The sequence below is a fragment of the Acuticoccus sp. I52.16.1 genome (genome assembly GCF_022865125.1).
Lineage (GTDB): Bacteria > Pseudomonadota > Alphaproteobacteria > Rhizobiales > Amorphaceae > Acuticoccus.
The window spans coordinates 736466-755906 of record NZ_CP094828.1 but is presented as its reverse complement, the minus strand read 5'-3'; the positions used below and the strand labels follow the sequence as shown (position 1 = coordinate 755906).

The 19441-nt window shown below is 72.0% G+C and carries 19 protein-coding genes; 11 read left to right on the top strand and 8 right to left on the bottom strand.

The window, feature by feature from the left end:
* Window positions 1-34 precede the first annotated feature (34 nt).
* From MRB58_RS03415 to MRB58_RS03370, 10 genes are all read left to right on the top strand, one after another.
* Window positions 35-634, top strand: coding sequence for a DUF3305 domain-containing protein (locus tag MRB58_RS03415; protein WP_244780309.1), 600 nt, complete (start codon window positions 35-37; stop codon window positions 632-634).
* Window positions 631-1332 (top strand): DUF3306 domain-containing protein, encoded by a 702-nt coding sequence (locus MRB58_RS03410; RefSeq protein ID WP_244780308.1) that lies wholly within the window; start codon window positions 631-633, stop codon window positions 1330-1332. Before MRB58_RS03415 ends, MRB58_RS03410 begins: the two co-directional genes overlap by 4 nt.
* 124 nt (window positions 1333-1456) lie before the next feature.
* Window positions 1457-2122 (top strand): molecular chaperone, encoded by a 666-nt coding sequence (locus MRB58_RS03405; protein WP_244780307.1) that lies wholly within the window; start codon window positions 1457-1459, stop codon window positions 2120-2122.
* Window positions 2119-2319 carry a hypothetical protein gene (locus tag MRB58_RS03400; protein ID WP_244780306.1) on the top strand — a complete coding sequence of 67 codons (201 nt, stop codon included), beginning with the start codon at window positions 2119-2121 and terminating at the stop codon, window positions 2317-2319. Before MRB58_RS03405 ends, MRB58_RS03400 begins: the two co-directional genes overlap by 4 nt.
* 134 nt (window positions 2320-2453) lie before the next feature.
* On the top strand, window positions 2454-5444 hold the full coding sequence (locus MRB58_RS03395; protein ID WP_244780305.1) for a formate dehydrogenase subunit alpha: 2991 nt from the start codon (window positions 2454-2456) through the stop codon (window positions 5442-5444).
* 9 nt (window positions 5445-5453) lie between these two features.
* Window positions 5454-6047 carry a formate dehydrogenase FDH3 subunit beta gene (fdh3B, locus tag MRB58_RS03390; protein WP_244780304.1) on the top strand — a complete coding sequence of 198 codons (594 nt, stop codon included), beginning with the start codon at window positions 5454-5456 and terminating at the stop codon, window positions 6045-6047.
* Window positions 6048-6118: 71 nt separating this feature from the next.
* Window positions 6119-7387 (top strand): formate dehydrogenase subunit gamma, encoded by a 1269-nt coding sequence (locus tag MRB58_RS03385; protein ID WP_244780303.1) that lies wholly within the window; start codon window positions 6119-6121, stop codon window positions 7385-7387.
* 391 nt (window positions 7388-7778) lie between these two features.
* Complete coding sequence (locus tag MRB58_RS03380) at window positions 7779-8966, top strand: c-type cytochrome (RefSeq protein ID WP_244780302.1); 1188 nt, start codon at window positions 7779-7781, stop codon at window positions 8964-8966.
* A gap of 5 nt (window positions 8967-8971) precedes the next feature.
* Complete coding sequence (locus tag MRB58_RS03375; protein ID WP_244780301.1) at window positions 8972-9151, top strand: hypothetical protein; 180 nt, start codon at window positions 8972-8974, stop codon at window positions 9149-9151.
* A 56-nt stretch (window positions 9152-9207) separates the two neighbouring features.
* Complete coding sequence (locus MRB58_RS03370) at window positions 9208-10095, top strand: helix-turn-helix transcriptional regulator (protein WP_244780300.1); 888 nt, start codon at window positions 9208-9210, stop codon at window positions 10093-10095.
* Between the two features lie 4 nt (window positions 10096-10099).
* Here the strand turns inward: MRB58_RS03370 and MRB58_RS03365 are convergent, their stop codons facing one another.
* The 5 genes from MRB58_RS03365 to MRB58_RS03345 all read right to left on the bottom strand — a co-directional run bounded on the left by MRB58_RS03365 (window position 10100) and on the right by MRB58_RS03345 (window position 14480).
* Window positions 10100-10942 (bottom strand): extracellular solute-binding protein, encoded by an 843-nt coding sequence (locus MRB58_RS03365; RefSeq protein WP_244780299.1) that lies wholly within the window; start codon window positions 10940-10942, stop codon window positions 10100-10102.
* Window positions 10943-10984: 42 nt separating this feature from the next.
* Window positions 10985-11764, bottom strand: a complete 780-nt coding sequence (locus tag MRB58_RS03360) for an ATP-binding cassette domain-containing protein (RefSeq protein ID WP_244780298.1) — start codon at window positions 11762-11764, stop codon at window positions 10985-10987.
* On the bottom strand, window positions 11757-12464 hold the full coding sequence (locus tag MRB58_RS03355) for an ABC transporter permease (RefSeq protein WP_244780297.1): 708 nt from the start codon (window positions 12462-12464) through the stop codon (window positions 11757-11759). Before MRB58_RS03355 ends, MRB58_RS03360 begins: the two co-directional genes overlap by 8 nt.
* A 108-nt stretch (window positions 12465-12572) precedes the next feature.
* The gene (locus tag MRB58_RS03350) at window positions 12573-13379 is read right to left on the bottom strand and encodes a phosphate/phosphite/phosphonate ABC transporter substrate-binding protein (RefSeq protein WP_244780296.1); all 807 of its coding nucleotides are present in this window, start codon (window positions 13377-13379) and stop codon (window positions 12573-12575) included.
* A gap of 54 nt (window positions 13380-13433) precedes the next feature.
* Entirely contained in the window at window positions 13434-14480 is a 1047-nt protein-coding gene (locus tag MRB58_RS03345) for a fatty acid desaturase (RefSeq protein WP_244780295.1), read from the bottom strand.
* Window positions 14481-14608: 128 nt separating this feature from the next.
* Here MRB58_RS03345 and MRB58_RS03340 point away from each other — a divergent pair, with 128 nt between their 5' ends.
* Window positions 14609-15466, top strand: a complete 858-nt coding sequence (locus MRB58_RS03340) for a helix-turn-helix domain-containing protein (protein WP_244780294.1) — start codon at window positions 14609-14611, stop codon at window positions 15464-15466.
* A 29-nt stretch (window positions 15467-15495) separates the two neighbouring features.
* Here the strand turns inward: MRB58_RS03340 and MRB58_RS03335 are convergent, their stop codons facing one another.
* Genes MRB58_RS03335 through MRB58_RS03325 form a run of 3 tightly spaced genes read right to left on the bottom strand, consistent with a single transcriptional unit; the run spans window position 15496 to window position 19441 of the window.
* Window positions 15496-16659 carry an FAD-binding oxidoreductase gene (locus MRB58_RS03335; RefSeq protein WP_244780293.1) on the bottom strand — a complete coding sequence of 388 codons (1164 nt, stop codon included), beginning with the start codon at window positions 16657-16659 and terminating at the stop codon, window positions 15496-15498.
* Window positions 16656-17870: an FAD-binding oxidoreductase gene (locus MRB58_RS03330; protein ID WP_244780292.1), complete on the bottom strand. Its 1215-nt coding sequence runs from the start codon at window positions 17868-17870 to the stop codon at window positions 16656-16658. Before MRB58_RS03330 ends, MRB58_RS03335 begins: the two co-directional genes overlap by 4 nt.
* A complete protein-coding gene (locus MRB58_RS03325; protein ID WP_244780291.1) occupies window positions 17870-19441 on the bottom strand; it encodes an FAD-dependent oxidoreductase in 1572 nt (523 codons plus the stop codon). Before MRB58_RS03325 ends, MRB58_RS03330 begins: the two co-directional genes overlap by 1 nt.

Below are 19441 nucleotides of genomic sequence, written 5' to 3'. Positions count from 1 at the left end.
TTCTAGCATGAAGCAAAGCGCGAGGAGGCGGGACATGGACGAGGCGAGGGCGGAGGACGCGGCCGACGGTCCCATCCAGTCTCGCCGGGCGCGGCTGCCGGTGGGGGTCGTGGTGCGCCGCACGCCGGGCCGCACGCGCTGGGCGAAGTGGATCTATCGCCCGGTGGCGCTGATTCCCGGCGCCCCGCCCGCCGACTGGCGCCTGATGCGCGAGGCGGACGGCATCGCCGAGTACCACGCCGCGACGCTCTCGCTCGAGTTGCACCGGGCCGACGTCGAGGGCTACCGCGTGTCGCTGGCGATGACGCCGCCGTCGGCCTTCGTGGTGATGCGCCCGTCCGGGCCGCGGCTGGACGATCCGCCGCACCTCTTCGCCATCACCGCCTCCGCCTACGAGGCGCAGGACCATACCGACAGTGCCGAGCAGCAGGTCGAGGCGGTGCCGCTGCCGGACGGGCTCGCCGCCTTCGTCGAGGCGTTCGTCGAGGCGCACTTCGCCGACGAGCCGTTCGTGAAGCGCCGGCGCGACAAGGCGCGGGTGGACCTGGTGGAGGACGGGGTGGGCGACCGCCGCATCCGCCAGCTTGCCGACGTCTACCGCGCGCCCGGCCAGCAGAAGCGGTCGTCCGAATGAGCACCGACAACGCCTTCGAGCGCTGGTCGCGCCGCAAGCGAGGCCTTCCGGTCGACGCGCCGGCACCGGACGACACCGCGCCGGCGGTGCCGCAGGCGCGCGCTGCGGGCGATGGCCCGGACGAGGCGCACGCCGCGCCGCTCCCCGAAGAAGCACCCGAGTCGGAGGCGCAATTCCTGGAGCGCACCGGCCTTGCCGACCCCGAGACGCTGGGGCCGGGGGCCGACTTTTCCGCCTACCTGGCGCGCACCGTCCCGGCTGCGTTGCGGCGGCGGGCGATGCGTCTCCTGTGGCGCAGCAATCCGGTCTTCGCCAACCTCGACGGGCTGGTCGACTACGACCAGGATTTCACCGATGCAGCGGCTTCGCCGGGGATCGTCGAGAGCGCATACCAGGCTCTGCGCGGCTACGCGAAGGCCGACCCGCCGCCCGAGGCGCCGCCCGCCGCGGAGGGCGGTGGCGCCGCGCCGCGTCAGGCCGCGGAGTCGGCGGCGCCGGCGGATGTGGCGGAGGCGGCGGGCGCGGCAGATGGCCTCGGCTCGCCCGCCTCCGAGGAGGATGCGCCGCCGCCGGTCGCGGCCGCCCCCACCCCCGACGAAAGTCTCGAATGGGACGGTTCGCCGGCCGGGGCCGCGGCGGGACCCGGCGGCCCGCCCGCCGCGATGCGACCGCGACGCATGCGGTTTTCCGTCTCGTAAGGCGCGGGAGGCCGGATGCTCGGGCGGCCGCGGGTGGTGGGCGCGCGGCAACACAACCTTGCCATGTTCCAGGTTCGAGTTTAGCCTTAATTCAAGTCGGGTCTGAAACTAAAAGAATTCCGAAATGCCTTCAGAGACGGTGCCCCGAGCCGGGCGCCTCGACACCGCAACCCTCGATCATCCCGCGATCACGGACGAGGAGGCGGTGCGTGCCGATCTCTACGGCCTTCTCGCCGCGCTGCTCTCCTGCGCGCCGGACGCCGCCACCCTGCGCGATCTTGCAAATTTGTCCGGTGACGCCAGCCCCCTGGGCGCGGGTGTGACGGCGCTCGCCAAGGTCGCCGCGCAGACCGAGCCGCGCGCCGCGGAGCGCGAGTACAACGCCCTCTTCATCGGCCTCGGCCGGGGCGAGCTGGTGCCCTATGCCAGCTTCTACCTGACCGGATTCCTCAACGAGAAGCCGCTCGCCGTCCTGCGCGGCCACATGCGCCGGCTCGGCATCGTCCGCGCCGAGGGCACGAGCGACCCCGAGGACCACATCGCCAGCCTGTGCGAGATGATGGCCGGGCTGATCCGCGGCGACTACCGCGCGACGCTGTCCGTCACCGATCAGGACGCGTTCTTCAACACCCACATCGCGCCCTGGGCCGGGCACTTCTTCGCCGATCTCGAGGGGGCGTCCGGCTCGCTGCTCTACGCCCCGGTCGGCGCCATCGGCCGGGCCTTCCTCGACATCGAGATCGAGGCGTTCCGCATGGCGGGGGCGTCTGCTTCAGGGAGACCACAATGACGAACCGCAACGACAAGCCGGCCGCCGCCGCCACCCGGCGCGATGCGCTGAAGCTGGTGGGCATCGGCGCTCCGCTCGCCGCCGCGACCACCGTGGTCGGTGGCACCGAGGCCGCGGCCGCCACCGAGGCGCCGAAGACCGAGGGTCTGCGCAAGACCGAGCACGTCGCCAAGTATCTGGATTCCGCCCGGTTCTGAACCGGGACCGACGCCACGACGCCCGGCGCTCCGCCGGGCCACGCGAAAGACGGGAAGGCCGGAACCCCGACCAGAAGGGCCGGCACGAGACGCGGACGCCAGCGGCGTAACGCCTGGCGCGAGGGAGAGAAACGATGCTCAGGAAGACTTCCACCGGGGCTCAGCGGGCCGCGCGGGGCGGCGCCATCTTCGCCCAGGCTGCGCGCCACACGGTCGATCGCCGGACGTTCCTCAGGGGGTCGGGCCTCGCGGTCGGCGGGCTCGCCGCGTTCGGGGCGCTGCGCCCCGGCCGCACCGCCAAGGCGGCCGAGGAGATCATCGACCCCGCGACCCCCACCGTCATCAAGAAGTCCGTCTGCACCCACTGCTCGGTCGGCTGCACCGTGATGGCCGAGGTGCAGGACGGGGTGTGGACCGGCCAGGAGCCCGGCTGGGACAGCCCCTTCAACCTCGGCTCCCACTGCGCCAAGGGCGCCTCGGTCCGCGAGCACGCCCACGGCGAGCGGCGGCTGAAATACCCGATGAAGATGGTCGGCGGGGAGTGGACCCGCGTCTCCTGGGATCAGGCGATCGACGAGATCGGCGATCAGATGCTCCAGATCCGTGAAACCTCGGGTCCGGACTCGGTCTATTGGCTCGGCTCGGCCAAGCATTCCAACGAGCAAGCCTACCTGATGCGCAAGTTCGCCGCCTACTGGGGCACGAACAACGTCGACCATCAGGCGCGTATCTGCCACTCCACCACGGTCGCGGGCGTCGCCAATACGTGGGGGTACGGCGCGATGACCAACTCCTACAACGACATCCACAATTCCAAGGCGATCTTCATCATCGGCGGCAACCCCGCCGAGGCGCACCCGGTCTCGCTGCTTCACGTCCTGCGCGCCAAGGAGCAGAACAACGCGCCGCTCATCGTGTGCGACCCGCGCTTCACCCGCACCGCCGCGCATGCGACCGAATACGTGCGCTTCCGCCCCGGCAGCGACGTGGCGCTGGTATGGGGCATCCTCTGGCACATCTTCGACAACCAGTGGGAAGACACCGAATTCATCCGCACCCGCGTGTGGGGCATGGACCAGATCCGCGAAGAGGTCGCCAAGTGGACGCCCGAAGAGACCGAGCGCGTCACCGGCGTTCCCGGCTCGCAGCTTCAGCGCGTCGCCAAGACGCTGGTCGACCATAAGCCCGGCACCGTCATCTGGTGCATGGGCGGCACGCAGCACACCAACGGCAACAACAACACCCGCGCCTACTGCATCCTGCAGCTGGCGCTCGGCAACATGGGCGTCGCCGGCGGCGGTACCAACATCTTCCGCGGCCACGACAACGTGCAAGGCGCGACCGACCTCGGCGTCCTGGCCGACACGCTGCCCGGCTACTACGGCCTGTCCGACGGGTCGTGGGCACACTGGGCGCGCGTGTGGGACGAGGACCTCGAGTGGCTGAAGGGCCGCTTCGCCGTGATGCCCGGCGCCGGCGAGGGCGGGGCCGACCGCATGATGATCAACGAGAACGGCATCACGGTGAGCCGCTGGATCGACGGTGTGCTGGAGCCGGCCGAGGCGATCGACCAGCCCGACAACACCAAGGCGATGGTCTTCTGGGGGCACGCGTCCAACTCGCTGACGCGCATGCCGGAGATCAAGACGGCGATGGAGAAGCTCGACCTCCTCGTCATCATCGACCCATACCCGACCGTGTCGGCGATCCTGCACGACCGCAAGGACGGGGTGTACCTGCTGCCCGCCTCGACCCAGTTCGAGACCTACGGCTCGGTGACCGCCTCCAACCGCTCGCTGCAATGGCGCGAGAAGGTGGTCGAGCCGCTGTTCGAGAGCCTGCCCGATCACACCATCATGGCCAAGTTCGCGCAGAAATTCGGCTTCCACGACCGCATCTTCCGCAACATCGAGGTGGTCGACGGCGAGCCGGTGATCGAGGACCTGACCCGCGAGTTCAACCGCGGCATGTGGACGATCGGCTACACCGGCCAGAGCCCCGAGCGCATGAAGGCGCACATGGCCAACCAGCACACCTTCGACCGCACCACGCTGCGGGCGGTCGGCGGCCCGTGCGACGGCGACTTCTACGGCATGCCCTGGCCCTGCTGGGGGACGGCCGAGATGAACCACCCCGGCACCGCCAACCTCTACGACATGTCGATGCCGGTGGCCGAGGGCGGCCTCACCTTCCGCGCCCGCTTCGGCGTCGAGCGGGACGGCGACAACCTGCTGGCCGAGGGCGTCTACTCCGTCGGCTCGGAGATCGAGGACGGCTATCCCGAGTTCACGATGGCGATGCTCCAGGAGCTCGGCTGGGACGGCGACCTGAAACCCTTCGAGCGCCGCATGATCGAGTACGTCTCCGGCGTCTCCAAGCAGCGGCCCTCGCAGGAGGACGTCGGCGAGAGCGAGTTCACGCCCGACGAGATGCCCTCCGACTACGACAAGACCGTCGGCGGCGTGAACTGGAAGACCGACCTCTCCGGCGGCATCCAGCGCGTCGCCATCGCCCACGGCTGCGCCCCCTTCGGCAACGCCAAGGCCCGCGCCGTGGTGTGGACCTTCCCGGACCCCGTGCCGCTCCACCGCGAGCCGCTCTACTCCAACCGCCGCGACCTCGTCGCCGACTATCCGACCTACGCGGACAAGAAGTTCTGGCGCGTTCCGACGCTCTACGCCTCCATCCAGGAGAAGGACGTCTCCGAGGAATTCCCGATCATCCTCACCTCCGGCCGCCTGGTCGAGTACGAGGGCGGCGGCGACGAGACCCGCTCCAACCCGTGGCTCGCCGAGCTGCAGCAGGAGATGTTCATCGAGGTGAACCCGCGCGACGCCAACGACATCGGCGTGCGTGACGGCGGCTTTGTCTGGGTCGAGGGGCCGGAGGGCGGCAAGGTCCGCGTCAAGGCGCTGGTGACCGAGCGGGTGGGCGACGGGGTCGCCTTCATGCCCTTCCACTTCGGCGGCCACTACCAGGGCGAGGATCTGCGCTCGAAGTATCCGAAGGGGGCCGACCCGTACGTCCTGGGCGAATCCACCAACACCGCCCAGACATACGGCTACGACAGCGTCACCCAGATGCAAGAAACCAAAGCCACGCTCTGCAAGATCTCGGCGGCGTAGGGGGAAACCATGGCACGCGCAAAATTCCTGTGTGACTCCGAACGCTGCATCGAGTGCAACGCCTGCGTCACCGCCTGCAAGAACGAGAACGAGGTGCCCTGGGGCATCAACCGCCGCCGCGTCGTGACGATCAACGACGGGCAGGCGGGGGAGCGCTCCATCTCGGTCGCCTGCATGCATTGCTCGGACGCGCCCTGCATGGCCGTCTGTCCGACCGACTGCTTCTACCAGACGTCCGACGGCATCGTGCTGCACTCCAAGGACCTGTGCATCGGCTGCGGCTACTGCTTCTACGCCTGCCCGTTCGGCGCGCCGCAGTACCCGCAGGCCGGCAACTTCGGCTCCCGCGGCAAGATGGACAAGTGCACCTTCTGCTCGGGCGGACCGGAGCCGGACAACTCGGTCGCCGAGTTCGCCAAGTACGGCCGCAACCGCATCGCCGAGGGCAAGCTGCCGCTGTGCGCCGAGATGTGCTCCACCAAGGCGCTGCTCGCCGGTGACGGGGACGACGTGTCCGACATCTACCGCGAGCGCGTCGTGGCGCGCGGCTTCGGCTCCGGCGCCTGGGGCTGGGGCACCGCCTACGGCACGCAGCAGAACTGACGCGGCCACGTTAGCGCCCCGTGACGGCGTCCGCGCCGCCACGGCCACAAGGACAATAAGAGGAGACGCTCATGCGCTGGCTCGATAGGTGGCTCGCCGCCCTCCTTCTCGCGATCGTGTCGGTCGCGCTGGTTCAGCCGTCGTTCGCGCAGGAGCAGCTTCCGACGAAGCCGGACAGCGGCATCGCCCGCCAGCCCGCCTCGCTCGGCAAGGCCGGCAATTCCGGCACCGATGCCGCGCTCGACCGGATCATGGCCCGTCAACGCGGCGAGGTGATCAGCGAGCCGCCGCGCACGGCGCCCGCCTCGGCCGGCGGCGCTGATCCGCACTCCGCGGCCACCATCGCCGGCGAGCTGGGTGCCGGCCTCAGCTATCCGGACGCCTACCGCGCCATCCGCTACGGCACCAGCGACGTGACGACGACCGCGCACACCCCCGCCGCCGGGGTCCTGATCCAGACCGGCGGGATGGAGTGGCTGAAGCTCCGCCGCGGTCCGCTTCGCGAGTGGGGCGGGATCTTGCTGCTCGCCGTCATCGGGGTGCTGGCGCTGTTCTTCCTGATCCGCGGGCGCATCCGCATCCGCGCCGGCAAGTCCGGCCGTACCATCCTCCGTTTCACCTTCATCGAACGGTTCGCCCACTGGCTGCTGGCCGGCTCGTTCGTGCTCTTGGCGCTGTCCGGCCTCTTCATGTTGTTCGGGCGCAACTACCTGATGGACGTGATGGGCAAGGAGGCCTACTCCGTCGGCGTCACCGCGACCAAGTGGGTCCACAACAACGTGTCCTGGGCCTTCATGCTGGGGCTCGTGCTCGTGCTCGTCTTCTGGGTCTGGCACAACATTCCCAGCCGGACCGACTGGCAGTGGCTGAAGGCGGGGGGCGGCATCGTCGGCAAGGGCCACCCGCACGCCAAGAAGTTCAACGCGGGCCAGAAGGTCGTCTTCTGGGTGACGATCCTCCTGGGCGCGTCGGTGTCGGCCTCGGGTCTGGCGCTCCTCTTCCCGTTCGAGCTGCCGATGTTCGCCAAGACCTTCGCGGCGATCGACTGGACCGGCATCCCCGGCCTCCTCGGCTTCCAGCTGCCGACCGAGTTGGCGCCGCAGGAGGAGCAGCAGCTGGCGCAGATGTGGCACGCCATCGTCAGCTTCGTCATGATGGCGGTGATCCTGGCCCATATCTACATCGGCACCGTCGGCATGGAGGGTGCGTTCGACGCGATGGGGAACGGGGAGGTCGACCTCAACTGGGCCCGCGAGCACCACGACCTGTGGGTCGCCGAGCGCGAGCAGAAAGCGGCCGCGCGCGGGGCCCCGGACGGAGCCGTTGCGCCGGCCGAATGACGCGGCCGCGCTGATCCCGGCGGTCGGCGTGACGCGGCGCGCCCGCCCTCGATCGGGGGGCCGCGCCGCAGCCTGCGCAGGCGTCGCGTGCGCCGCGGCGGTCCTGCTCGCCGCCGGTCCCGCGGTGGCCGATCGGCCGGCGCCGCTGCGCCCCGCCGGCGCGACCTCCGGCGAGGCCTCGGCGCTCCCGCCGCGAGGAGCCGAGGCCGGCCGGCACGCGGCGCCGCCCGCCACGCCGTCCCGTCCCACCGCCGCCGCCTCTCGCCCCGCCGCCGCGCCCCCGTCGGCCGCAATTTCTGCCACGGCGCCGGCCGGCGCGCCCGTCCGCGGCGCGACCGGGCCGGGATCGGCCGCGCAGGGCGCGCGCCTGAGCGGCCACGGCGGACCGATCATGGCCGCCGCCGCGACGGCGACAGTGGCGCTGACCGCCTCGTTCGACAACTCGGTCGGCCTCTGGACCCTCGCCGACGGATCGGTGCGCTGGCTCGAAGGCCACCGCGCCGCCGTGAAGGCCGTCGCCTTCCTGCCGCCGGACGGCGCGGTCTCCGCCGGCGACGACTTCGCCGTCATCCTCTGGGACCTTGCCGCCGCCACGCCGACGCACCGCCTCGAAGGCCACCAGGGCTCGGTCGCGGACGTCGCCGTCTCGCCGGACGGGACGCGCATCGCCTCCGCCGGGTGGGACGGCAAGATCGGCCTCTGGCGCACCGACGGCACCTTGGAACGCTGGCTCACCGGCCACGACGGCGCCGTCAACGCCGTCGCCTTCGTGGACGACGCCACGCTCGCCAGCGCGTCGGCCGACGGTTCGCTGCGGCTGTGGTCGGTCGAAGAGGGGGCCGAGCGCGGCGTCCTCGCCCGCCACGGCTTCGCGATCAACGTCCTCGCCGTCGACCGCGCGGCCGGCTGGATCGCCTATGGCGCGGTCGACGGCGGCACGCGCGTCCTCGCCCTCGCCGACGGCGCGACCCTCGCGGACCTCACCGCCGGGCGGCGCCCCATCCTGGCCCTGGCCCGTTCGCCGGACGGCGCGGACCTTGCCATCGGCGACGGCGAGGGGCACGTCATGGTGGTGGAGACGGCCGGGTGGACGACGGTCGCCGACAGTCTGGTCGCCGCGCGCGGCCCGGTCTGGGCGCTCTCCTTCAGCGACGGCGCGCATCTCGTCGCCGGCGGCATCGACGACAGCGCCGCCATCGTCGCCCGCGCCGGCACGCAGGCGCCCGTGCTCGGCACCGTGCAGCGCCCCTTCCTCGTCCCGCCGGCCGAGATGGACAACGGCGAACGGCAATTCCAGCGCAAGTGCAGCGTCTGCCACACCCTCACCGGCGACGGCGAGCGCCGCGCCGGGCCGACCCTCGCCGGCATCTTCGGCCGCCGCGCCGGCGCCGTCGCCGGCTACCGCTATTCCGACATGCTCGCCGCCAGCGACATCGTGTGGACCGCCGACAGTCTCGGCGCCCTCTTCGACCTCGGCCCCGAGCACTACGTCCCCGGCTCCAACATGCCGATGCAGCGCATCACCGACGCCGGCGACCGCCACGACCTCATCGAATTCCTGCGCCAGCACACGGAGTGACCCTCATGCGCGCGATGCTCCTCTCCTTCACCGCCCTCGCCGCCATCACGGTCGGCGCCGCCTACGTCCTCAACAGCGAGCTGGTCGGCTGGTCGTCGGCCGATCGCACCGCGGCGGCCGACTCGGTTCGCCTCGACCCCGGCGTCACGTCCCGCCGCGGCGAGCTCGCCGACGACGACGAGTGATTTCACCCGCCCGCAAAGCGCGCTAAGTCAGGAGGCAGGCGCAGGGTGGAGCGATCGTGGCAGCAGCGGAACGCGAGACGCGGGAGCCGGCCTTCCTGACGACGCGGGAAGTGGCCGAGCTTCTGAGGGTGAAGGAGCGGAAGGTCTACGACCTCGCCGCGGCGGGCGAGATCCCGCACCGCCGCGTCACCGGCAAGCTGCTCTTTCCCAAGGACGAGATCGCCGCCTGGATCTCCGGCGAAGCGCCCGCGCCGGCCGAGCGACCCGCCGCCGAGCGACCGCCGGTCCTCGCCGGCTCGCACGATCCGCTGCTGGAATGGGCCATGCGCGAATCGGGCTCCGGCCTCGCCGCGCTGCTCGACGGCAGCGGCGACGGTCTCGACCGCTTCATGCGGGGCGAGGCGGCGCTGGCGGCCTTGCACATCCCCGAGGACGGCGGCTTCAATATCGAGACGGTCGCCGCGCGCCAGCCGGCCGACGTGGTGCTGATCGCCTTCGCCCGGCGCACCCAGGGCCTCATCACCGCCCCGTCCGCAGGGATCGGCGGTATGGGCGACCTCGCCGGCCGCCGCGTCGTGCTGCGCCAGGCCGGCGCCGGCGCCCGCGCCCTGTTCGACCGGCTGGGCGCCGCCGCCGGGGTGGCCGACACGATCCTCGTTCACCCCACGCTCGCCCGGACCGAGACCGAGGCGGCGGCCGCCGTCTACGCCGGCGAGGCGGACGCCGCGCTCGGCCTCGAGGCGGTGGCCCAGCAGTTCCGCCTGTCGTTCCGCCCGCTGGTCGACGAGGCGTTCGATCTCCTGATCGACCGGCACGCCTATTTCACCCCGCCCGTGCAGGCGCTGCTGGCGTTCTGCCGCACGCCCGAGTTCGCCGCCAAAGCCGCCGCGATGGGCGGCTACGACGTCGCCGGCCACGGCCGCGTGCGCTGGCTGTCGCGCTGAGGCGTCAGTCGCCCACGGCGTTGGGGAAGAAGAGCTGCTGCCCGTCGACCCGGTAGTCGGCGATGGCCTGCTGGCCTTCCGGCGAGATCACCCAGTCGACGAAGGCCTGACCCTCCTGCGCCTTCACGTTGGGGTGCTTTTGCGGGCTCACGAGGATGATGCCGTACTGGTTGAACATCTTCGGATCGCCCTCGACGGCGATCTGGTAGTCGCCTTTGTTGCCGAAGGCGATCCAGGTGGCGCGGTCGGTCATGATGTAGGCGCCCATGCCGGTGCCGGTGTTGAGCGTCGCGCCCATGCCCGACCCGGTCTCGCGGTACCACCCGCCCGACGCGCCCGCGACGTCGATGCCGGCTTCGTCCCACAGCCGCAGTTCGGCCTTGTTGGTTCCCGAATCGTCGCCGCGCGAGGCGAACGGCGCCTGCGCCGCGGCGATCTTGGTGAGGGCGGCGACCACGTCGGCCGAACCGGCGACCTCGGCGGGGTCGGAGGGCGGGCCGACGATGACGAAGTCGTTGTACATCACGTCGTGCCGCTCGACGCCGTCGCCGCCGGCCACGAACGCCTCCTCGGCGGGCTTGGCGTGCACGAAGAGGACGTCGCCGTCGCCGTTCGCGGCGTTCTTGATCGCCTGCCCGGTGCCGACCGCGACGACGCGGACCTCGATGCCGGTCTTGTCGGTGAACTTCGGCAGCAGCTCGTCGAAGAGGCCCGAGTTCTGGGTCGACGTCGTCGACTGCACGACGATGAACGGCGCGTCGGCGCGCGCACCGCCGGCGAACGTCGCGGCGAACGTGGCGGCGACGAGACCGGCCGCGGTGAGGCTGAGGAAATGGCGACGGAGCATGAGGGGTCCTCCCGTGTGTTTTCGTTTGCGGCGGCGACGCGCTCAGGCGGGGCCGAGGTAGAGCCGCCCTCCGAGCCAGGCGCGCAGCGGTTCCGATTGCGGGGCCTCGAGGAGCCGCGCCGCAGGGCCGTGCTCGACGAGGCGGCCCGCGTGCAGGAAGGCGACGTCGTCGGCGAGGCGCTCGGCCTGGCCGCGGTCGTGCGTGACCATGACGATGGTGACGCCGGCGGCGGCGGCCTCGGCGATCACCGCCTCGATCGCCTGGGTGGAGGCCGGGTCGAGGCTGGCGGTGGGCTCGTCGAGGAAGAGGATCTCCGGCGCGCACACGAGCGCGCGGGCGAGCGCCAGACGCTGCTGCTCGCCGCCGGAGAGAAGCCGGGCGGGCTGGCCGGCGAGCGCCGTCAGCCGGGCCCGCTCCAGCGCCTCGTCGATCCGCGCGGCCCGCCGTGCGCGCGGCACGCCGCTCACGCCGAGCGCGAAGGCGATGTTCGCGCGGGCCGAGCGGCGCAGCATCACCGGCCGCTGGAACACCATCGCCTGCCGCCGCCGCGCCGCTTTGTCCAGCGGCCGTCCCTGCCACAGCACCGCGCCCTCGGTCGGCGCGATCAGGCCGTGCATCAGGCGCAGCAGCAGGCTCTTGCCCGCCCCGTTGGCGCCGAGCACCACCGTGCGCCGCCCCGGCCGGACCGCGAGGCGGACGCCGTCCACCAGGCGCCGCCCACGCACCGCGAAGGTGAGCTCGCGCGTTTCGAGCAGCGGCGGCGCCAGGGTGACGACGCTGCCCGCGAGGTGGGCCGGGTGGGCGAAGGCGGCCTCAAGCATAAGCCGACCTCGCCGCCGACGCGCGCACCGCCATCACCATCGCGTTGACGAGGAGGGCGATGGTGAGGAGCACGATACCCAGCGCCATCGCCAGGCTCAGGTTGCCCTTGGAGGTTTCCAGCGCGATCGTCGTCGTCATGACGCGGGTGACGTGGTTGATGTTGCCGCCGACGATGATCACCGCGCCGACCTCCGCCACCGCCCGGCCGAAGCCGGCGAGCGCCACCGTCAGCAGGCTGTAGCGCGCGTCCCACAGGAGGGCGGCGATGCGCGGCAAAGGGCGCACGCCGAGCGATGCGAACTGCTCGGAATATTCGGCGTCGAGGTCCTCCACCACCTGCCGGGTCAGCGCCGCGACGATGGGGGTGACGAGGATCGTCTGCGCGATGACCATCGCGGTCGGCGTATAGAGCAGCCCCAGCACGCCGAGCGGTCCCGACGCCGACAGCATGAGGTAGACGCCGAGGCCGACCACCACCGGCGGCAGGCCCATCAGCGAATTGAGGACGATGGCGAGCACGGTCCGGCCCGGGAAACGGAAGGCGCCGACCGCGGCCCCCAACGGCAGGCCGATCAGGCAGGCGAGCAGCACCGCCGACAGCGTGACGCGCAGCGACAGGCCGATGATTTCCATCAGCGCCGGGTCTCCGGAGAGGACGAGCCCGAAGGCTCCGGCCACTGCGCCGCCTAAGCTTTCCATGCATTCTTCCCGTATCTCGGGAGAGAATGCATGAAAACGACGTAATTTTCACCCCCTCAAATGGTCGAACGAACGAGATGCCGCGGCGCGCTCGCGTGGGCCTGCGCGTCAGGCGAGGGCGGGGTAGCCCAGAGCCGCCGCCTCCTCGGCGTAGCGCCGGACGACGGCGTAGTCGGCGAATGTCACCGGCTGCACCGCGACGAGGCCGAGCGCCGTGGTGGCCGCGGCGTTGACCGGGTCGGCGATCGCGCCCGCGAGCGCCTCGACGAGGGCGGCGACCAGGGCGGGCGCGGCATCCCGGCGCGTGACGAAGGGGAGGGAGGGGCTGACCGGCGTCGTGGCGACGACGCGCAGGCCGGCCGTCAGCTCCGGCCTATGGTGCGTGGCGAGCGCGAAGGTGACGGCGTCGATCGCGGCGGCGTCGGCCTCGCCGTCGCGCACCGCCGCGAGGCTGGCGAGGTGGCTGCCGGTCTCGATCACTTCGCCGAACATCGGCGCGCCGGCCGCGACATCGGCCAGCGCCCGGCGGAAGAGGTTCATGCCGGTGTTGCTGTCGCGCCCGTTGATGGCCGCTCGTGCGCCGATCAGCGCGGCGAGCCCGTCGGCAGGCGAACCCGTCGCCACCACGACGACGCTGCGATGCGTCGCCCCTTGGCAGCCGGGCCAGCGGTAGATCGGTGCGGCGACGGGGCGAACGACGTCGCGCAGCGTCGTCACCAGCGGGTAGCCGCAGGTCTGGGCGAACAGCAGGTCCGGCGCCTGCCAGATGGCGGCGAGCGGCCGCGTGCGGTCGAGCGCCGCGGGCACGTCGGCGAGGCCGGCTGCCCTCAGCCGCGCGGCGACGGCGGCCCACAGCGCGTCGTTGGCGGGCGCCACGAAGGGGGCGTCGTACATTCCGAGGCTGGCGGTTCCCATCGGCGCCTCACGGGTGGGTCGGCGGGCGAGGGGGCGCCTCGGCGGCAGGGGCTGTCAACGCTCGGGCGCGGCGGGCGCCGCGATCGCGCCGACCGCCGCGCCGTGGATCGCCGCACCGCCGGCACGTGCGCCGGGCGCCGGCCGCATCGCGCCCGCGGCCGAAGCCGTCCCGTCCGGTGCCCGCCCGGTGGGGTGCAGGGGCATGTCGTGCGGCGCGAGGAGATAGCGCCGCACGATCTCGGCATAGCCGCGGTAGACGAGGCCGCCGTTGCGGGAAATCAACATATCGCGATTTTGCGCATACCATGCCGGGAGGCGGTACCACGGCAGCGTCGGCCGGGCGTGATGCGCGGCGTGCAGGTTGTTGTAGAGGAAGAGGAGGCCGAGCACCGGCGCCCGCTCGACGATCGCCGTGCGGTGGTGCACAGCGTCCTCCGCCCGGTGTTCGGCGAACGAGCGCACCAGGAGCAGCGCCGTGCCGGGGTAGACGAAGAGCGCGACGTAGACCCACGGCGCCATCCCGCACACGGCCCACAGCCACGCCAGCACCGCGATGCACCCCACCCCGTGCCGCAGCCAGACCCGTGCCAACGCCCGGTCCCCGGCGCAGATCGCCGAAAAATCCGCTGCGAGGTAGCGCCCGATGCACCACGCCGGGCCGATCGCCATCCGCCCCAGCAGCGTCGCCTGCGCGGCGACCAGAAGGCGGATCGGCGGGGAGAGGGCGGACCAGTCGTCCGGCGTCCAATAGTAGGTTTCGGGGTCGTCCAGCGGGTCGGTGAGGCGCTCGTCGCGGTGATGGGCGAGGTGCATCGCCCGGTAGCGTGCGAACGGGATCCACAGCGACAATGGAACGAACCCCAGCGCCCGGTTCACCGCCCGCCACGCCGTCGGATGCCCATGCACGATCTCGTGCTGCAACGACGAGTGCCACGCCACCACCCACGCCGCCGCCGGTATCGACACGGCAAGCGGCAGGCAGGCGTGCCAGTAGGTCAGCGCGCCCCAGCCGCCGAACACGGCACCGCAGAGCGCCACCGTCGGCCACTCGACGGTGCGGCGGTGCGAAAAGGTCACATGATCGAAAGGGGTTGCCGGCATGCCGGCGAGGATGTCGCAGCCGGGCGGCGCGCCGCAATGCGGGATTGCGAGACATACCGTGGGAGTTGTCGCGCCAATAGCCGAAAGCGTGATATTACGCTCGAACCGAGATTTTACGGAGCGTGCCGGTGACTGCACAGCGCCACGCCGTCGTGACCAGCTTTCGCGAGCGGCTTCAGCTCGTCATCGACCGTTCCCGCCTCAGCCCTTCCGCCTACGCCAAGGCCGTCGGGATCGACCGGTCGACCCTCGCCCAGCTTCTCGCCCCCGCCAACGCGCGCCTTCCCCGCGCCGAAACGCTGGCCGCCGTCGCCACCCTCGCCGGGGTCTCGGTCGATTGGCTCCTCGGCCTGACCAGTCAGGAGCGGCCCGGTGCGGAGGTCATCGAGCCGGTCCGCATCGAAGGCGGCGCCCACTCGCCGATCGACGATCGCTTCCTGCGCTGGTACGCCGAGGCCGAAACCGCTGGCTACCGTATTCGCTCCGTCCCCCGCAGCTTCCCGGACTTCCTCAAGTCGGCCGAGGTGACCGCGTACGAATACGCCCAGTGGCCGGAGGTCGACGAAGCGGCGACCGCGCGCTGGGCGCTGGAGCGCCGCGAGCATCTGCGCCGCTCCGAGCTGTCCCAGGAATCGTGCGTCCCCATCCAGGCCCTTCAGGCCTTCGCCGCCGGCACCGGGCAATGGCACGCGCTCCCCGCCCGCGTGCGCCACGAACAGCTGGTGGAGATGTCGACCATCTGCCGCGAACTCTATCCCAGCCTCACCTTCCACCTCTACGATCTGCGGCAGACCTACTCGGCGCCGTTCACCGTCTTCGGACCGCAGCGGGCGATGATCTACATCGGCGCGCTCTTCTTCATGTTCACCGCCACCGAGCACGTGCGCGCGCTGAACCGCCGGTTCGACGATCTGATCCGCGCCGCCGTGGTCCAGCCGCACGAGGCGTGCGAGCTGATGGCACGGTTGGCGGAGGAAGTGCGGTAGGGCCTGCGAGACGGCGCGGGCGCTCGGCGTTATTGTGCCGCTTGTGCCGTTCGGGCGGTGAAGGCGTCGCACTCGGGCTTGGTCATGCGGCCGGCGGCGAAGCGGGTGGTCTCGGCCGGGTCGCGCTCACCGGCGATCGCTGCTGCCACCGCGTCGCCGATCAGCGGGCCGAGCTTGAAGCCGTGGCCCGAGCAGGCGCTCTGGATCCACGCCTTCGTGCCCCACGGGCGCACCTGGAATTCCTCCGAGGGGTCGCGCGTGACGGTGTAGAAGCAGATCTTCCTCTCGATGATCCGGTAGCGGTGGAAATCGTTGTAGGCGAGCGGGGCGGCGCGCATCAGCCGCGCGAGGTCGTCCACGGTCGCGATCCGGTCGCCCGCCGCGTCGCCCCGCCGGGTGAAGACGTGGTCGCCCACCTTCAGCCGCGTGCCGCGCCGCGGGGGGAGGGTGTAGGTGCCCGATTCGGTGCCGAGGTCGCACAGGATCGGGACCTCGGCCCAGAGCCGCGCGAGGTCCGGCGGCGGCGCGAGGTACATCACCGCCTGGCGCGAGGCGACGACGTCGCCCGCCACCGCGTCGGTGATGCGGTTCACCCAGGCGCCGGCAGCGATGACCACGTGGTCGGCCTTGAACTCGGCCGCGCCGGCGACGACCGTGCCGCCGTCGGGGTCGACCGCGGTGACTTCGGTGTCGGCGACGAGGGTCACGCCGCGCGCCGCGAGCGCGACCACCATGTCGGTCAGGATGCGGATCGGGAACAGCATGCCGCCGCCTTCGGTCTCCACCGCGCGCGTCAGGCCGGCGGTGTTCACCATCGGGAAGCGGTCCGGCACCTCGGCGAGCGGGATGTCGCGGGCGGAGCGGCCCATCTCGGCGAGATTGCGCTTCACCGGCTCGTACCAGCCGCTGTCGCCGCGCTCGAAGTAGACCACCGAGGACGGGGCGAGGTGGTTCGCGCCGATGTCCTGGAACAACCGCTCGTACATCGCGAACGCGGCCGGCATCATGTAGGCGTAGCCTTCCCACGGTCCGTAGGCGTAGCGGGTGATGCGGTGCTCGTCGTAGGACGAGGCGCGCGGGTTGGGGATCGGGCCCTGCTCGATCACCGTGACCTCGAAGCCGCGGCGGTTCAGCGCCCAGGCGGTCGAGAGGCCGGCGATCCCGGCGCCGACGACGATGGCGGAGCGGCTCATTGGGTCTCCATCGCGCTCGGCGCGGGCGTCGGCCTGGTCGGCACCCAGTTCAGCTCCTCGCGCCAGTTCGCCGGCAGGCCCGCGAAGCGCGACAGGGAGAGCTTCGAGAGGTCGCAGAACGAGGGCTTGCCGTCGATCACCAGGTCGCGGATCGCGTGGCCCGATGCCGGCGACAGGCCGAAGCCGACCGCCGACATCGTGGCGACCGTGACGTTGCCGGGTGCCGCGAGGCGCTCCAGCACCGGGCGACCGTCGGGCGTGTTCTCGATGACGCCGGACCACGAACGGATGACGCGGGCGTGCGCCGCCTTCGGCAACAGCGCCGCGACGCGTTTGGCGAGGCCCCGCAGTGCGGTGCCCGACGGGCGCGGCGGCGCGGTGTCGAGCGGCACGTCGTCGTACCACTCGTGCCAGCCGCCGCCGTAGGCGAGGTTGCCGCGCAGCGTCTGCCGGCCGTACATGCCGTTGCCGTCGACCCCCGTCAGCGGCATCAGCGGCAGCGGCTCGGTGACGATCATCTCCGCCCGCGCCGGGGCGAGCGGCAGGTCGATGCCGATGGTGGCGAGGAGCTTGCCCGTCAGCGGGCCGGCGGCGATCACCAGGTGGTCGCAGGCGATGCGGCCCTCCGAGGTCTCCACCGCCACCGCGCGGCCGCCCTCGGTGATCACCTTCAGCACCGCGACGTGCTGGCGGATCGTCGCGCCGTGGTCCTGCGCGGCCCAGGCGTAGGCCTGGCTGGTGCGCTGCGGGTTGGCGTGCCCGCCGAACTTCAGGTGCACCCCGGCGACCACGTTGTCGCCCGCCAGCGGGACGCGCCGGCGTACCTCGTCGGGGCTGAGCTTTTCCATCTCGTAGCCTGCCGGTATGCGCATCTTCAGCCCCTCGGCGAAGTTCGCCTTGGCGGGGTCGATCTGGAAGATGATGCGGGTGCGCCGGTACTCGGTCGGGTAGCCGAGCAGCTCGTCCATTTGCGGCCACAGGCGCTGCTCTTCGTGGAACAGGGGGCTCTGGTAGTGCGTGCAGCCGCCGCCGTTGCGGCCCGACGCCTCGAAGCCGACGATGCCCTTTTCCAGCACCGTGACGTCGACACCCTCGCGCGACAGCCACCACGCCGCCGAGAGGCCCGTCACGCCGCCGCCGACGACGACGACCGAGGCGCCCTTGGCGTCGCCGCCGGTGGCGAGGGGGCGGGCGGGATCGGATGGGGTCATTAGTAGGGCATCCCGGCGTTCATCTGCTCTTTTTCGGCGTCGGTGCCGATGTCCTCGTAGCCGATCCACTGCGTGATGATGCCGAACCACACGTTCCAGTCGCGGCTCGCCTCGGCGGGCTCGTCATGGTCGGCCAGCACCGCCAGCGGAAGCGGGCGGACCGGTGCGCGGTAGCCGGCGAGCGGCACCGTCTCGGGCGGCGCGCCGGTGCCGATCGCCATCGTCAGCGCCACTTGCTCGCGGCAGCGGCGGGCCTGGCAGGGGCCCATGCAGGCCCGCGTCAGCCGCTTGATCTGGTCCTGGTCGACCGGGCCGTCCGCGGCGAGGGTCTTCAGGTCGCGCTGCGCCATCTGGTTGGAGCGCCAGCCCAGATAGCGCGGCGGCTGCACGTCGAGGAGTTCGCCGCGCGTCACCTCTTCGCACAGGCACGCCATCACCTCGCGCCCGCCGGTGTCGAGTAGCGCGCGCGCCCAGTCGAGCTGGTAGGCGAGGGCGTCGGCGCCGGCGGGCTTGAGGGTGGTGGCGGCCGGCTCGGCGGTGCGCGCCAGCGAGGCGAGCGCGGCGCGGGCGGCGGCGACGCCCTCCGCTTCCGGATCGCCGCCGAGGCCCGCACAGTCGCCCGCCGCCCAGACCGAGGGGAGCGAGGTGCCGCCGTGGTCGCCGAGCGCCGGGATGTGCCCGCCGCGCACCGGGTCCATGATCCGCGCCGCGCCCAGGACGTCGAAGAGCTCGATCACCGGCACTGCGCCAACGGCGATGACGATGGTGTCGCAGGCGATCTCCTCGCGCAGCGACGGGTCGGCGATGTCGCACACCGTCAGCCCGGCGACGCCCTCGACCCCGGCGTGGGCGGTGAGGGGGACGTGGCCCACCAGGAGCTGCGCGGCGGTCTCTTCCAGCGCCGGCGACTGGACGGTGGCGCGCGCCTCGACGATGGCGGCGACCGTGATGCCGTGTGCTGCGGCGAGGGCGGCCGTCTGCGCCGCCAGGGCGCCGCTACCGAGGATGACGATGCGCTTACCCTCGAACGCGTCGTAGCGGGCGACGAGGGCGTGGAAGGCCTGCGCGCCCATCACGCCCGGCTGGTCCGAGCCGGCGAAGGTGAAGTTGAGGTCGCGCGCGCCGGTGGCGACGATCAGCCGGCCGAAGCCGACGAGCCAGCTCCTCGTCTCGTCCGCCACGCCGACCACCGGGCCGGGGAAGCCGCAGATGCCGGACCCGTTGGCCCACGCGCCCCAGACGGAGGTGGAGAGCCGCACGTCGACGCCGGCCTCGAACGCTTCGGCGAGCGCGGGCGAGGTGGCGAGGATCTGCTCGACGAGGCGCTCCGGGTTCTGCACGGCGGCTCCGGCGCGGCCGCCGTACTGCAGCGGCACGTCCATGCCGATGAGGCCGGGCGCGACCGGGTTCTCGTCGATCAGCATCACCGAGGCGCCGGCGCGGGCCGCCTCGATCGCCGCGGCGCAGCCGGCCGCGCCGGCGCCGACGACGACGATCTCGGCGCGTTCGGCCGGCGGGGTCAGCTTGCCGGTGACGGACGCGCGGTCGGGGAAGGGGAGCGTCAAGGTCAT

Bases quoted from the DNA above. Each gene is read 5' to 3' on its own strand.
- MRB58_RS03360 (WP_244780298.1), bottom strand. From the start codon at position 11,764: ATGCTTGAGGCCGCCTTCGCCCACCCGGCCCACCTCGCGGGCAGCGTC.
- MRB58_RS03365 (WP_244780299.1), bottom strand. From the start codon at position 10,942: ATGCTCCGTCGCCATTTCCTCAGCCTCACCGCGGCCGGTCTCGTCGCC.
- MRB58_RS03325 (WP_244780291.1), bottom strand. From the start codon at position 19,441: ATGACCTTGACGCTCCCCTTCCCCGACCGCGCGTCCGTCACCGGCAAG.
- MRB58_RS03410 (WP_244780308.1), top strand. From the start codon at position 631: ATGAGCACCGACAACGCCTTCGAGCGCTGGTCGCGCCGCAAGCGAGGC.
- MRB58_RS03385 (WP_244780303.1), top strand. From the start codon at position 6,119: ATGCGCTGGCTCGATAGGTGGCTCGCCGCCCTCCTTCTCGCGATCGTG.
- MRB58_RS03335 (WP_244780293.1), bottom strand. From the start codon at position 16,659: ATGAGCCGCTCCGCCATCGTCGTCGGCGCCGGGATCGCCGGCCTCTCG.
- MRB58_RS03415 (WP_244780309.1), top strand. From the start codon at position 35: ATGGACGAGGCGAGGGCGGAGGACGCGGCCGACGGTCCCATCCAGTCT.
- MRB58_RS03380 (WP_244780302.1), top strand. From the start codon at position 7,779: ATGGCCGCCGCCGCGACGGCGACAGTGGCGCTGACCGCCTCGTTCGAC.
- MRB58_RS03375 (WP_244780301.1), top strand. From the start codon at position 8,972: ATGCGCGCGATGCTCCTCTCCTTCACCGCCCTCGCCGCCATCACGGTC.
- MRB58_RS03350 (WP_244780296.1), bottom strand. From the start codon at position 13,379: ATGGGAACCGCCAGCCTCGGAATGTACGACGCCCCCTTCGTGGCGCCC.
- MRB58_RS03330 (WP_244780292.1), bottom strand. From the start codon at position 17,870: ATGACCCCATCCGATCCCGCCCGCCCCCTCGCCACCGGCGGCGACGCC.
- fdh3B (WP_244780304.1), top strand. From the start codon at position 5,454: ATGGCACGCGCAAAATTCCTGTGTGACTCCGAACGCTGCATCGAGTGC.
- MRB58_RS03395 (WP_244780305.1), top strand. From the start codon at position 2,454: ATGCTCAGGAAGACTTCCACCGGGGCTCAGCGGGCCGCGCGGGGCGGC.
- MRB58_RS03400 (WP_244780306.1), top strand. From the start codon at position 2,119: ATGACGAACCGCAACGACAAGCCGGCCGCCGCCGCCACCCGGCGCGAT.
- MRB58_RS03345 (WP_244780295.1), bottom strand. From the start codon at position 14,480: ATGCCGGCAACCCCTTTCGATCATGTGACCTTTTCGCACCGCCGCACC.
- MRB58_RS03405 (WP_244780307.1), top strand. From the start codon at position 1,457: ATGCCTTCAGAGACGGTGCCCCGAGCCGGGCGCCTCGACACCGCAACC.
- MRB58_RS03355 (WP_244780297.1), bottom strand. From the start codon at position 12,464: ATGGAAAGCTTAGGCGGCGCAGTGGCCGGAGCCTTCGGGCTCGTCCTC.